Genomic DNA, 13382 nt, shown 5'->3' on the forward strand with positions numbered 1-13382 from the left:
CCTTCAGCCGAGCCGGTCGGCGAGGTCGGCGACGGTCCACGGGCCGTCGCTCTCGATGGTCGTGACGTCGTGCCAGCCGGCGAGCTCGGAGATGGCCCCGCCCTGCACGGCGAACACCTTGCCGGTGATCTTGCAGTTCGCGTCGGCGAGACGCGCGACGAGCGGAGAGATGTTGGCGGGGCTGAACGCGTCGAACTCGCCCTCCGGCACCTCCTCGGCGAACAGCGCTCCCATACCAGGGGTGGCCAGCGTGAGCCGGGTGCGGGCGATCGGCGCGATCGCGTTGACCCGGACGCCGTAGCGCTCGAGCTCGTCCGCGGCGACCAGAGTGAGTGCGGCGATGCCCGCCTTCGCGGCGCCGTAGTTGGCCTGGCCCGCGTTGGGCATGAACGTGCCCGACGCCGACGCGGTGTTGATCACGGACGCGTTCACGGTTTCGCCCGCCTTGGTCTGCGCCTTCCAGTACGCCGCCGCGTGGTGCAGGGTGGCGGCGTGGCCCTTGAGATGCACGGCGATGACGGCGTCCCACTGGCTTTCGGTCATACCCGCGATGAAGGCGTCCCGCAGGATGCCCGCGTTGTTGACGAGGACGTCGAGTCGGCCGAACTCCCTGACCGCTTGATCGACGAGTCCTTCGGCGCCGTCCCAGGACGCGACGTTGTCGGTGTTCGCGACTGCCCTGCCGCCCGCGGCGACGATCTCGTCGACGACCTGCTGCGCCGGGCCCGCGTCCTCGCCGGTGCCGTCGTTCGCACCGCCGAGGTCGTTGACGACCACGGCAGCGCCCTCACGGGCGAAGAGCAGTGCGTGCTCCCGGCCGATTCCGCGTCCGGCGCCGGTGACGATGGCCACCCGTCCGTCGAGTGTTCCCATGTGCGTACTCCTAGGCTTCTGTGTCCGCGATGACGGCGAGGCCGTCCTTGATGACGAGTTCGTCGCCGACGGTGGTCTCGTAGGCGTACGACGTTGTCCCGCCCGGGGACTCGGCGACCTGCCGGAACTGCGTGGCGATGTCCTGGCCGGGCAGGACGGGTTTCGCGAACCGCACCGCGAGCCGGCGGAGGCGTTCGACCCGGCCGTCGGCGAGTTCGGTGAGCGCCGCCCACGACGTGAACGCCATGGTGCACAGGCCGTGGTTGATGATTCCGGGAAGTCCGGACATCCGGGCGATCTCGTCGTCCAGGTGGATCGGCATCGGATCACCGGAGGCGGGCGAGTACCGGAACGTCTGGTCCTCGTCGATGTGCTGGGTGATCGACGCGACCGGGGCCTGTCCGCGCAGGGACTCGTCGAACCGGTGCGCGGGTGCCTGCTCGCCGAGTCCGGCTCCCGCATCGACCTTCCGGAAGAACGCGGTCATCCACTGCTTGTTGACCAGTTCACCGTCGTCCGTGGTGGTTTCGACGTAGACGACGACGGTGGAACCGTTCTCCCGACCCTCGAATCCGATCGGTTTAGCACGGACCATGAGGTTGTCGCCGGGACGGATCGGACGGTGGAAGTGGAAATCCTGCTCCCCGTGCACGAGTTTCATGAGCAGTTCGACCGGGGCGACGGACAGTGCCGCCGGTGCCATCGACGTGAACGCGGGGACCACGGCGAACACCGGTGGCGCGACGTCGCCGGCGAGATGGCGTTCGATGGGATCGTTGGTGGCCGCGGCGTATTCGGCGATGCGCTCGGCGGTGACCTCGAACCGTTGCGGATCGGTCCACTCGCCGAGGCCGCTCGTGTCGAATTCGACTGTGGGGGTGGTCATGCGGATCAGCCCACCATGTCGGCGAACCCGGCCAGGGACGCCTCCAGATCCGCCTTGGCGTTCTTGGCGACGGCCTTGCCGATGGGGCCGACGATCATCGTGCCGGTGAAGCTCGCGTCGATGATCGCCGTGGATCCGGCGCCGTCCGGCTCGACCTTCAGCGTGAATTCGACGGTCACCCCCGCCATGCCGGTGCCGGAGATCTTCACCATCTCGGGCACCTGCACCTCGGTGACGGTCCACTCGATCTTGTTGGCCATGCCCATCACGGAGACGACCTCGGTGAACTTCGATCCGAGTGACACGTCGGCGGGGATTTCGCTCTTCCACGACTGGTGGATGGTGAGCCACTCCTCCCAGCGGGACAGGTTGGAGAGCGCGTCCCACGCCTTGTCGGGGGAGGCGGGCAGGGACGCTGCGACGGAAACGGAAGCCATTATGTACTCCTGGTGTTCGGGGTGAAAGGAATTGTGAGAGAGACGGATCAGAGTGCGCGGTAGGCGGTGACGACGACGGCACCACCGAGGCCGATGTTGTGCTGGAGGGCGACCGCGGCGCCGTCGACCTGGCGCTTGTCGGCCGTGCCGCGGAGTTGCCAGGTGAGTTCGCTGCACTGGGCGAGGCCGGTGGCGCCGAGGGGATGCCCCTTGGAGATGAGTCCGCCGGACGGGTTGACCACCCAGCGCCCGCCGTACGTGGTGTCGTCGTTGTCGACGAGTTTGCCGCCCTCGCCCTCGCCGCACAGGCCGAGCGCCTCGTAGGTCAGCAGTTCGTTGGTGGAGAAGCAGTCGTGGAGTTCGATGACGTCGATGTCGTCCGGCCCGATGCCTGCCTGTTCGTACACGCGGGCCGCGGCCGTGCGGGTCATGTCCGCGCCGACCAGACTGATCGCACTCCGATCCTCGAACGTGCTCGGGAGGTCGGTGACCATGGACTGGCCGACGATCTCCACGGCCTGCCCGGCGAGGTCGTGCTTGTCGACGAACTCCTCGCTCGCGACGACGACGGCACCGGAGCCGTCCGAGGTGGGGGAGCACTGCAGTTTGGTGAGGGGCCCGTAGATCGGCTTCGAGCCGAGGATCTCGTCGAGCGTGTACTCGACCTGGAACTGGGCGTACGGGTTGTTCTGTGAGTGGCGGTGGTTCTTCACGCCGATCTCGGCGAACTGTTCCGCCGTGGTCCCGAACCGTTCCATGTGTTCCTTGCCGGCGGCGCCGAACATGTAGGGGGCCGGCGGCATCGCGAACTCCTGAAGTTCGGCGAGCGCGAGGAGGTGGCGCATCATCGGCTGTTCCCGGTCGTCGTACGTGGACCCGAGCGAACCGGCCTGCATCTTCTCGAAGCCCAGCGCGAGTGCGCAGTCCACCTGCCCGCTCCGGACCGCCTGCGTGGCGAGGAAGAGCGCGGTCGACCCCGTCGAACAGTTGTTGTTGACGTTCACGATGGGAATGCCGGTGAGGCCGAGTTCGTAGACGGCCCGCTGTCCCGACGTCGACTCGCCGTACACGTATCCGACGTACGCCTGCTCCACGAGCCGGTACTCGATCCCGGCGTCCTCGAGTGCCCTGCCACCGGCCTCACGCGCCATGTCGGGGTAGTCCCACTCGCGTGCACCCGGCTTCTCGAACTTCGTCATCCCGACGCCGACGACGAACACTCTGTTACCCATTGCGGCTCCCTGAGTCCGGAGAAATGTGTGTGTGACACCTTGTCTCACCAAAGTATGTGAGACAAGGTGTCCAGTCAACAGTCGGGTGGGTAACGTATGCGTGATGCCGGACAAAGTGGAAACCGCCGCGTCGCCCCAGGGGGACGGCCGCGCCACGCGCTGGGAGGACCACAAGGCGGAACGCCGCAGCCGGATTCTCGAAGCCGCGATGGACGCCATCAACGAGGACGGTCCCGACGTGGGCGTCCAGCAGATCGCGAACCGCGCCGACGTCCCGCGATCGGTGGTCTACCGGATCTTCACCGATCGCGGTGACCTCGACGAGCAGCTACGCGGGCGCATCATCGAACGACTGATGGCGGACCTCGCGCCCACGTTGACACCGGAGGGGACAGTGGGCGAGGCAATCGCCCGCGCCGTGGAGACGTACCTGCGGTGGATCGTGGAATATCCACGGCTCCACCAATTCCTCGGCACCGGATCGCCGGGCAGGCGGACGACCGGCTCACGTGTGGTCACCGGAACGAAGACCGCGATCGCGCTCCAGCTGTCGGGTCTGCTCGCGACTGTCCTCGACACGGTGGCCGGCAACTCTGACCTGGCCGAGGCGCTGGCCTTCGGGTTGGTGGGACTCGTGGATGCCAGCGTCAATCGATGGCTGAGCAACCCGCAGTCGGCGCTCGGCAGCGACGAGCTGGCCGAGTTCCTCGAGGTGTCGATCTGGCAAGTGCTGCACGGCAATCTGGCGCGGATCGGCGTCACCATCGACCCGTCGACCCCGGTGTCGGAACTGCAGTAGTCGGCCGGGTATGGCCAGCTACCATGGCTTTCATGCCCTCCCGGCGAGGTTCACCGGCCGCTTCCGAGCAGGCCTGGGTGTCGGACACGGCGGTCGGTGACGCCGTCGCGCGCTTCGCCAGTGCCTGGGAATCCTCGTCGTCCGCGCCCGATCTGGTCGCCTACCTGCCCGCGTCTCCCGCGCTCCGCCGGGTCACGCTCATCGAACTCGTCAAGGTCGACCTGGAGAACCGCTGGCTGCGCGGCGACCACCCGAAGCGGCTCGGCCAATACTGTGAGGAGCTGCCGGAACTGCGGCGGTGGCCGTTGCCGCCGGATCTGCTGTACGAGGAGTTCCACATCCGGCGGCGCAGCGGGGAGTCGGTCGAGGCGAGCGAGTACACGCAGAATTTTCCGGGTCAGGCCGGTGAGCTCGACGAACTGTTCGGCACCGGGGAGTACCACAGCACGGTGCTCCATCGCGGGGAGACGACGCTGTCGGTGTCTCCGGGGAGCGGCGGAACGCTCGACGATCTGGAGGTGGGCCAGCGGATCGACGATTTCGATCTCGTGACCGGTCTCGGCAGGGGCGCGTTCGCGCGGGTGTTCCTGGCCCGGCAGCGGTCGCTGCAACGGATGGTCGCCGTCAAGATTTCCCTGGACCACGGCACCGAGCCGCAGACTCTGGCCCAGTTCGACCACGACTACATCGTCCGGGTCTTCGATCAACGCCTCCTCGCGGGCCGCGACCTGAGACTGCTGTACATGCAGTACGTCCCGGGCGGCACCCTGCTCGACGTGGTCGCCCGGGTTCGTGAGACGCCACCGGATTCGCGCAGCGGCGCCGTGCTGCTGGACGCGATCGACCGGGCCCTGGTCGGTCGAGGCGAGATCCGGCCCAGCGAATCCGGGGTGCGCCGGGAGATCGCGGCGCTGACCTGGCCCGAGACGGTCGCCTGGCTCGGCAGGCGGCTGGCGGAGGCGCTCGACTACGCCGGACGCCACGGCGTCCTGCACCGCGACGTCAAACCGGCGAACGTGTTGCTGACGACGGAGGGCGTCCCCAAGCTCGCCGACTTCAACATCAGCTTCAGCCGCAACGTCGCCGGGTCGAGTCCGGTCGCGTACTTCGGCGGCTCGCTGGCCTACATGTCACCCGAACAACTCGAGGCGATCCACCCGGACCGGCCGGGCGCACCCGGTGATCTCGACACCCGCAGCGACCTGTATTCGCTCGCAGTCGTCCTGTGGGAGTTGCTGACCGGCAGAAGACCTTTCGACGACAGCGACGCCGAACTGCGCTCCCACCCGCCCGGCGACCGCACCACTCTGGACGCGATGCTCGCGCGGCGGCGCGGACCGGACGAACCGGCCGCCGACGCGCTGCCCGCCGACTGTCCGAACGCGCTGCGGCGAGTGTTGCTGAAATCGCTGGCGCCGGCACCGAAGGATCGGTTCTCCTCCGGTGCCGAACTCGCCCAGCAGCTCGACGTCTGCCTCGACGCGCACGCCCGAGATCTGGTCGATCCGCCGCCGGGAAGCTGGCGGCTGCGGATGCGGCGGTGGACGCACCCGATCATGTTCCTGGCCATCGCAGTTCCCAATCTGCTGGCGATCCTCTACAGCTACCAGCACAACAGCACCCTGATCATCAGCAAGCTGCCGCCCGCCGCGCAGGAGAATTTCGAGCGGATCACCCGGATCGACTACACGGTCGCGTTCCTCATCGGAGCCGTGGGCACGGTGTCGATGGTGATCTACCTGACGATGGTGGCCGGCGGGCTGCGCCGGGGGCGGGTCTACACCGGCGCCCAGCTCGCCCGGGCGCGCCAGGACACCCTGCTGCTCGGCCAGCGGTGTGCACTGCTCTGCCTCGGTCTGTGGATCGTCAGCGGCCTCGTCGTGCCGATCACGTTGGAGGTGAGCGGCAGTCAGGTTCCGTGGAACACGATCGTCCACTTCACTGCATCTCAGCTCGTGTGCGGAGCGATCGCGGTGGTCTACCCGTTCTTCTTCGTGAACTTCTACGCCGTCCGCTGCCTCTACCCGGTGTTTCTGCGGCACGGCGAGATCAGTGCGTCCGACGCCAGGATGTTGAAGCGGTTGGGGCGCCGCAGCACGTTCTTCCTCGCCGCGGCCGCCGCCGTGCCGCTGCTCGGGATCGCGGGAGCCACGTTCATTCCCCCGGAGGACCTGCCCCGGGTGATCGTCGCGCTCCGCGTCCTGTGCGTCGGCAGCGTCATCGCGTTCGTGGCGGCCTACTGGATGTTCCGGATGCTGTCCGAGGACCTGCACGCGCTGGAGCGCGTCGTGTCCGGTGCGCCGCGGCACGAGTGATCAGGCCGAACCCGTGAACGTCAGCCACAGCAGCGAGACATTGAGCACGACGATCAACGACGCCGCCACCCAGGCGGCGACCGTGGTGGCCGTCGCGTTGCGGTGGACGCCCATCAGGTCGCGGCTCGACGTCATCCGCACGAGTGGAATCACCGCGAACGGGATGCACAGGCTGAGAACCACCTGACTGAGGACGAGCGCGAACGTGGGATCGACGCCGATCGCCAGCACGACCAGTGCCGGAATCAAGGTGACCACCCGGCGCAGCAACAGCGGGATGCGCATCGACAGCAGGCCGTACATGATCTCGGAGCCGGCGGCGCAGCCGATCGACGTGGACGCCAGGCCGGACGCCAGCAGTCCGACGGCGAAGACGACGGCGACGGTGGGGCCGAGCGAACTCTGGATGGCGGCGTGCGCGCCGTCGATCGAATCGGTGCCCGGAATGCCGCGCAGGGCCGAGGCGGCGAGCAGCAGCATGCCGATGTTGACCGCGCCCGCCACGATCAGCGCACCGACCACGTCCCACTTCGTCACCCGCAGCAGTCGCGCGAGGCGGGGGCCTTCCAGGTCGTTCCCGTGCCGGTCGCGGGCGAGGGCGGAATGGAGGTAGATCGCATGCGGCATCACGGTGGCGCCGAGCATGCTCGCGGCGAGCAGGACCGTCTCGGTGCCCTCGAAACGCGGCACGAGTCCGGCAAGCGCGTCCGTACCCGACACGTCGGTGAACACGAGCCCGGTGAGGAACCCGACGGTGATGATCGTCAGGAGTCCCATCACGACGAACTCGAACGTCCGCTGTCCGCGGCGGCTCTGGATCGACAGGATGCCCATCGACACGACGCCCGTGATCAGGCCTCCGACGAAGAGGGGAACGCCGAACAGGAGATGGAGTGCGATCGCGCCGCCGATCACCTCGGCGAGGTCGGTGGCGATCGCCATCGCCTCCGCCTGCAGCCAGAACGCGCGGCGGTTCCCGGTCCGCAGGCGGGTCCCCAGCATCTCGGGCAGTGATTTGCCGGTGACCAGCCCGAGTTTCGCGGACAGGTACTGCACCAGCACCGCCATGGCATTGGCGAGCACGAGCACCCAGACGAGCAGGTACCCGTACTTCGCGCCCGCGGTGAGGTTGGCGGCAACGTTTCCGGGGTCGACGTACGCGATGGCAGCCACGAACGCGGGCCCGAGGAGCGCGACAGTTCGGATGCTGCCCTTGCGGGGCGAGCGGCGCGGGAGGAGAGGGCGGGATGCCTCGATGCTCACGGAGCTCCTGGTCGTGGTCTGCGGATCTACCTGCTGATTCGTCTCTCCGCACTATAGATTTAGGGATTGCGAACTTACAAGCGCGGGGCCGGATCGGCTCGGAACTGCCACCTCGGCGCTATATTGACTAGAACGTGTTCTATTCGCGGTGGAAGGGAGTCCCGATGGGACAGGTTCTCGACAGAATCGACGGCGTCGCCGAGGAGATTCGCGGGCAGGCCGTCCAGTCGGAGGCGGATTGCCGGCTCACCGACACCGCCGCAGCCCTCCTGCGAGACTCCGGCGCGATCCGGTTGCTGCAGCCCAAGCTCTACGGCGGCTACGAGGTCCACCCCCGCGAGTTCGCCGAGACCGTCATGGGAGTCGCCGCACTCGACGGTGCGAGCGGATGGGTCACCGGGATCGTCGGCGTGCACCCGTGGGAACTGGCTTTCGCCGACCCGCAGGTGCAGGAGGAGATCTGGGGCGAGGACAACGACACGTGGATGGCGTCGCCGTATGCGCCGATGGGGGTCGCGACACCGGTCGACGGCGGATACGTCCTGAAGGGACGGTGGTCGTTCTCGTCCGGCACCGACCACTGTCAGTGGGCCTTCCTCGGGGCAATGGTCGGCGACGGCGAAGGTGGCATCGCGATGCCGCCCTCGTCGCTGCACGTGATTCTGCCGCGCACCGACTATCAGATCGTCGAGGACACGTGGGACGTCATCGGACTGCGCGGAACGGGAAGCAAGGACCTGATCGTCGACGGTGCATTCGTCCCGGGCTACCGGACGTTGAACGCGTCGAAGGTGATGGACGGACGTGCGCAGAAGGAGGCGGGCAGGCCGGAGCCTGTGTACAACATGCCGTACTCGTGCATGTTCCCGCTCGGCATCACCGCCGCCGTCATCGGCATCACCGAGGGCGCGCTGGCCTGTCACATCGCGGTGCAGAAGGACCGCGTCGCCATCACGGGCCAGAAGATCAAGGAGGATCCCTACGTGCTCAGTGCGATAGGAGAGTCCGCCGCCGAAATCAATGCGTCGCGGGTCTCCCTCATCGAGACCGCCGACCGGTTCTACGACAAGGTCGACGCGGGTAAGGAAATCACATTCGAGGAGCGTGCGATCGGACGCCGCACCCAGATCGCCGCGGCCTGGCGTGCGGTGCGTGCCGTGGACGAGATCTTCGCGCGCGCCGGCGGTGGTGCGTTGCACTACAAGACTCCGATGCAACGGTTCTGGCGCGACGCGCACGCCGGTCTGGCGCACGCGGTCCACGTGCCCGGACCCACCAACCACGCGAGCGCGCTCACCCAGCTCGGCGGCGAACCGCAGGGGATGATGCGGGCCATGATCTGAAGCGCCGGGAGGCCGAGGCGCGCGCCCCGGCCTCCCGGCATCGGATCAGAGTGTGGCTGCGGCGAATCCGGTCTCGAGGTCGGCGAGGATGTCGTCGATACCCTCGATGCCGACGGCGAGCCGGACCAGTCCGGGAGTCACACCGGCGGCGAGTTGCTCCTCCGGGGTCAGCTGCGAGTGCGTGGTGGACGCCGGGTGGATCACCAGCGAGCGCACGTCTCCGATGTTCGCGACGTGGCTGTGCAGGGTGAGCGCGTTGACGAACTTCTTGCCCGCGTCGATGCCGCCGGCCAGTTCGAACGTCACGATCGCGCCCGGACCCTTCGGGGTGAGCTGCCGTGCGCGCTCGTGCCACTGCGAGGACGGCAGACCCGCGTACGCCACGGACGTGACCTCCGGGCGGGCCTCGAGGAACTCCGCCACCTTCTGGGCGTTGGCGACGTGCCGCTCCACGCGCAGGCTGAGGGTCTCGATGCCCTGCGCGATGAGGAACGCGTTGAACGGGGCGACCGCCGAACCGAGGTCGCGGAGCAGCTGCACGCGCGCCTTCAGCGCGTAGGCCGGGGCGCCGAGGTCCGCGAAGACGACACCGTGGTAGCTCGGGTCCGGGGTGGTGAAGTTGACGTGGCGGCCCTGGGTCCAGTCGAACGTGCCGCCGTCGACGATGACACCGGCGATCGCCGTACCGTGACCGCCGAGGTACTTGGTGGCCGAGTGCACCACGATGTCCGCGCCGTGCTTCAACGGTTGCAGCAGGTACGGCGTGGCTACCGTGTTGTCGACGATCAGCGGGATCCCGTTGTCGTGGCCGACCTTCGAGATTCCCGGGATGTCCAGGATGTGGTTCTTCGGGTTGGCGATCGTCTCACCGTAGAACGCCTTGGTGTTCGGGCGGACGGCGCCGCGCCACTGCTCGAGGTCGTCCGGGTCCTCGACGAACGACACCTCGATGCCGAGCTTGGGCAGCGTGTAGTGGAAGAGGTTGTAGGTGCCGCCGTACAGGTACGGGCTGGAGACGATGTGGTCACCTGCCTCCGCGAGGTTCAGCACCGCAAAGGTTTCCGCCGCCTGCCCGGAGGACAGCAGCAGTGCGGCGACGCCGCCCTCGAGCGCGGCGATGCGCTGCTCGACCGCGTCCTGCGTGGGGTTCATGATGCGGGTGTAGATGTTGCCCGGCTCGGCCAGACCGAACAGCGCGGCAGCGTGATCGGTGCTGTCGAACGTGTACGAGGTGGTCTGGTAGATCGGCAGCGCCCGCGCCTTGGTGGTCGCGTCGGACGTCTGCCCGGCGTGGATCTGCTTGGTCTCGAACGACCAGTTGACGGTGGGATCGATGCTCTCGGTCACGAGTGGTGTGCTCCAGATTCGGTGAGGTGGATGTGGTGAATCAGTTGTCGCCGGTGAGTGTTTCGACCACGGTGCGGACCGGGGTCTGATTGCGGGTCAGGTCGAGGACGGGGCAGTGCGCATCCACCGCCTCCTGCAGTTCGAGGTAGCGCTCCCGCGATTCCGGGCCGGTCAGCGTCACGACGACGCGCACTTCGCCGAACCCGGCACGTACGGCCTCGTCGAAGCCGAAGAACCCGCGTACGTCGAGGTCGCCCTCCGCCCGCGCCGAGATGTCGTCGACGCGGACACCGAGCTTCTCGGCCCAGAAGCGGTACGTGACCACCTGGCAGGAGAGCAGCGACGCGAGATAGTACTCCACGGGATTGGCCGCCGAATTGTCGCCGCCGAGCGCCGGTGGCTCGTCCACCTCGACGCTGTACTTGCCGAGCGTGACGGTGCTCGCGACGGCGTCGTGCGCCTGCGCGGAGGCGCGGAAGACGACGTGAGCGTTCGCGGAATCCTCGGACACGGCGTCGCGGGTGGCGCCGATGACCGACGCGAGATGCGAAACGGATGCAGTGGTCATGACAGTAAGAATCCTTCGAAAACGAGGGTGTGCAGGAAGAACCCGGCGCGAAACGTCACGCCGGGACGGGTCCGATCAGGAGATCGGACACCTCGAGGTACACACCAGTGCGAAATCGACATGGCGACGCCGCGTCAGCAGCTCACCTGAGTCGATCACGCCGGATTCGGTCACGGATCAGACTGTAACCGCACGACACGCATTCCGACCAGTCCCATAGGAATTCTGCTCACGGAGTGGGCAGCGCGCGGCACAGGGCGTCGAGAGTGGCCGAGAAACGCGCGGACGACGGCGTGCTGTAGCCGACGACGAGTCCGTCGGACCGGTCCGCGGGACCGTCGGGATGACGGAACGTGCGTAGACCCTCCACCGCGAGACCGAGGGACGCGGCCCGGTCGACGGTGGCCGCCTCGGTCCCGTCGGGAAGTTCGAGTACGGCGTGCAAACCGGCCGCGATGCCGGTGACGTGCACGTGTGGTGCACGGGCGGCGAGGGTTTCGACGAGGGTGTCGCGCCGGCGACGGTAGAGGGTGCGCATCCTGCGGACGTGCCGATCGAATGCGCCCCTCTCGATGAAGTCGGCCAGGGTCAGCTGGTCCGTCGCGCTGACCCATCTCTCGTATCCGCCCTTGACTGCCAGAACACGGTCGATCAGGCGTTCCGGCAGCACCATCCAGCCCACGCGGATCGCGGGGGAGAGGGTCTTGCTCACGGTGCCCAGGTATGCCACCTCGTCCGGAGCCAGACCCTGCAGGGCGCCGACGGGTTGGCGGTCGTACCGGAACTCCCCGTCGTAATCGTCCTCGATCACGATCGCGCCCGTCGCACGTGCCCATTCCACGAAAGCCGTTCTCCTGCCGGGATGGAGCGGCCCGCCGGTAGGGAATTGATGGGCCGGGGTGAGCAACGCCGCCGACAGTTGCCTGCCCGTCGTATCCGGGGGCTGCGCTCCGCGGTCGTCGAGTTGCAGGGGGATGGTGGAGACGCCGGCATCGCCGAGCAGCTCGCGATGAAGGTGCAACCCATACCCTTCGACGGCGATCGGCCCCTTCGCGGCGCGGGCGAGCAACCACAGTCCGTGCCCCGAGCTCGCACTGACCACGATGTGGTCGGGATCGGTGCGCACTCCTCGTGCCCGAGAAAGGTATTCGGCGAGAGCGTGACGGAGCTCGGGACGTCCCCGCGGATCACCCGGTCCGAACGCGTCGTTGGGTGCCGCAGTGAGCGCCCGGCGGGCCGACGCCATCCAGGCGGCACGCGGAAACTCCCCGACGTCGGGAGAACCGGGCATCAGGCTCAACGCCGGTCGGGGCGCCGCCGCGGAACGGGTGTGCGGACGTCGGGCCGGCTCGCCTGCCCGGTCGGCGACCCGGGTCCCCGACCCCTGCCGGGCGGTGAGCCAGCCCTCGGCCACGAGTTCGGCGTACGCCTCGGCGACGGTGTTGCGGGCGATGCCGAGGTCGAGGGCCAGGGTGCGGGACGGCGGGAGGGTGGTGCCTGCGACGAGCCGTCCCGATCGAATCGACTCGCGCAGAGCGGAAACCAGGTTCGCGCGCACCCCCGGCGCCCGTCCGCCGCCGGACGCGGTGAGGTCGAGATGGAGGTCGCGGCCCAGACCCGAATTGGCCCAAGTTTCCATGCACGAATTGAACCATAGAGATGGGCTATTTCGCGCTTACTGTTCTCGTATGACCACAACAGAGCGCAAGACCCGCGTCGACCTCGCCCGCAAGGCCCCCGCCGTCTACAAGGCGATGATCGCCCTCGACGCCGCGGCACGGCAAGGCCTCGACCCGGAGCTGGTCGAGCTGGTGCTCACCCGTTGCTCCCAGATCAATCACTGTGCGTGGTGCATCGACATGCACACCGCCGATGCCCGCAAGATCGGCATCAGCGAACAGAGGTTGTACCTGCTGGGCGCGTGGGAGGAGGCGCACGGGCTGTACACCGACAAGGAGCGTGCCGCGCTCGCGCTCGCCGAGGCGATCACCGTGCTGACCGACGGCTTCGTCCCCGACTCGGTGTACGAGGAGGCGGAGGAGCACTTCGAGGAGAAGGAACTGGCGCAGCTCATCTCGCTGGTGCTCACGATCAACGCGTGGAATCGCATCGCCGTGAGCACGCGGAAGACCCCGCGGGTGCGCTGATCCCGGGTAACGGACCCGCCGCCTCGCGCCCGCTGCACTGCCGCCCGCTCAGAAGTTTCCGCGGGCGGCTTGTTCGCGTTCGATGGCTTCGAAGAGGGCTTTGAAGTTGCCGATGCCGAAGCCGAGGGAGCCGTGGCGTTCGATGAGTTCGAAGAACACGGTGGGGCGGTCG

12 protein-coding genes are annotated in these 13382 nt (G+C 67.9%); 4 read left to right on the forward strand and 8 right to left on the reverse strand.

What is annotated here, in order from left to right:
* Positions 1-3 precede the first annotated feature (3 nt).
* The 4 genes from G9373_RS29840 to G9373_RS29855 are packed head-to-tail and all read right to left on the reverse strand — an operon-like array spanning position 4 to position 3428.
* Positions 4-873 (reverse strand): SDR family oxidoreductase, encoded by an 870-nt coding sequence (locus tag G9373_RS29840; RefSeq protein ID WP_005572132.1) that lies wholly within the window; start codon positions 871-873, stop codon positions 4-6.
* 10 nt (positions 874-883) lie between these two features.
* Complete coding sequence (locus G9373_RS29845) at positions 884-1759, reverse strand: MaoC/PaaZ C-terminal domain-containing protein (protein WP_005572133.1); 876 nt, start codon at positions 1757-1759, stop codon at positions 884-886.
* 5 nt (positions 1760-1764) lie between these two features.
* Complete coding sequence (locus G9373_RS29850) at positions 1765-2196, reverse strand: SRPBCC family protein (RefSeq protein WP_167118300.1); 432 nt, start codon at positions 2194-2196, stop codon at positions 1765-1767.
* A 47-nt stretch (positions 2197-2243) separates the two neighbouring features.
* Entirely contained in the window at positions 2244-3428 is a 1185-nt protein-coding gene (locus G9373_RS29855) for a lipid-transfer protein (RefSeq protein ID WP_005572134.1), read from the reverse strand.
* A gap of 103 nt (positions 3429-3531) precedes the next feature.
* On the opposite strand from G9373_RS29855, the gene G9373_RS29860 reads away from it, so the two are divergent.
* A complete protein-coding gene (locus tag G9373_RS29860) occupies positions 3532-4227 on the forward strand; it encodes a TetR family transcriptional regulator (protein ID WP_043792959.1) in 696 nt (231 codons plus the stop codon).
* A 23-nt stretch (positions 4228-4250) separates the two neighbouring features.
* On the forward strand, positions 4251-6542 hold the full coding sequence (locus G9373_RS29865; RefSeq protein WP_206032762.1) for a serine/threonine-protein kinase: 2292 nt from the start codon (positions 4251-4253) through the stop codon (positions 6540-6542).
* Here the strand turns inward: G9373_RS29865 and G9373_RS29870 are convergent, their stop codons facing one another.
* The gene (locus tag G9373_RS29870; protein ID WP_005572137.1) at positions 6543-7805 is read right to left on the reverse strand and encodes an Nramp family divalent metal transporter; all 1263 of its coding nucleotides are present in this window, start codon (positions 7803-7805) and stop codon (positions 6543-6545) included.
* 164 nt (positions 7806-7969) lie between these two features.
* Here G9373_RS29870 and G9373_RS29875 point away from each other — a divergent pair, with 164 nt between their 5' ends.
* Complete coding sequence (locus G9373_RS29875; protein WP_005260501.1) at positions 7970-9148, forward strand: hydroxylase; 1179 nt, start codon at positions 7970-7972, stop codon at positions 9146-9148.
* A 45-nt stretch (positions 9149-9193) separates the two neighbouring features.
* Here G9373_RS29875 and G9373_RS29880 read toward each other — a convergent pair whose 3' ends face one another.
* From G9373_RS29880 to G9373_RS29890, 3 genes are all read right to left on the reverse strand, one after another.
* On the reverse strand, positions 9194-10495 hold the full coding sequence (locus G9373_RS29880; RefSeq protein WP_005572138.1) for a bifunctional o-acetylhomoserine/o-acetylserine sulfhydrylase: 1302 nt from the start codon (positions 10493-10495) through the stop codon (positions 9194-9196).
* Positions 10496-10535: 40 nt separating this feature from the next.
* The gene (locus G9373_RS29885) at positions 10536-11063 is read right to left on the reverse strand and encodes an OsmC family protein (RefSeq protein ID WP_054246032.1); all 528 of its coding nucleotides are present in this window, start codon (positions 11061-11063) and stop codon (positions 10536-10538) included.
* A 229-nt stretch (positions 11064-11292) separates the two neighbouring features.
* Entirely contained in the window at positions 11293-12702 is a 1410-nt protein-coding gene (locus G9373_RS29890) for a PLP-dependent aminotransferase family protein (protein ID WP_054246033.1), read from the reverse strand.
* Positions 12703-12751: 49 nt separating this feature from the next.
* Here G9373_RS29890 and G9373_RS29895 point away from each other — a divergent pair, with 49 nt between their 5' ends.
* Positions 12752-13210, forward strand: coding sequence for a carboxymuconolactone decarboxylase family protein (locus G9373_RS29895; protein WP_054246034.1), 459 nt, complete (start codon positions 12752-12754; stop codon positions 13208-13210).
* Positions 13211-13382: the final 172 nt, after the last annotated feature.

The sequence above is a fragment of the Rhodococcus sp. A14 genome, from assembly GCF_011603105.1.
GTDB lineage: Bacteria > Actinomycetota > Actinomycetes > Mycobacteriales > Mycobacteriaceae > Rhodococcus_F > Rhodococcus_F opacus.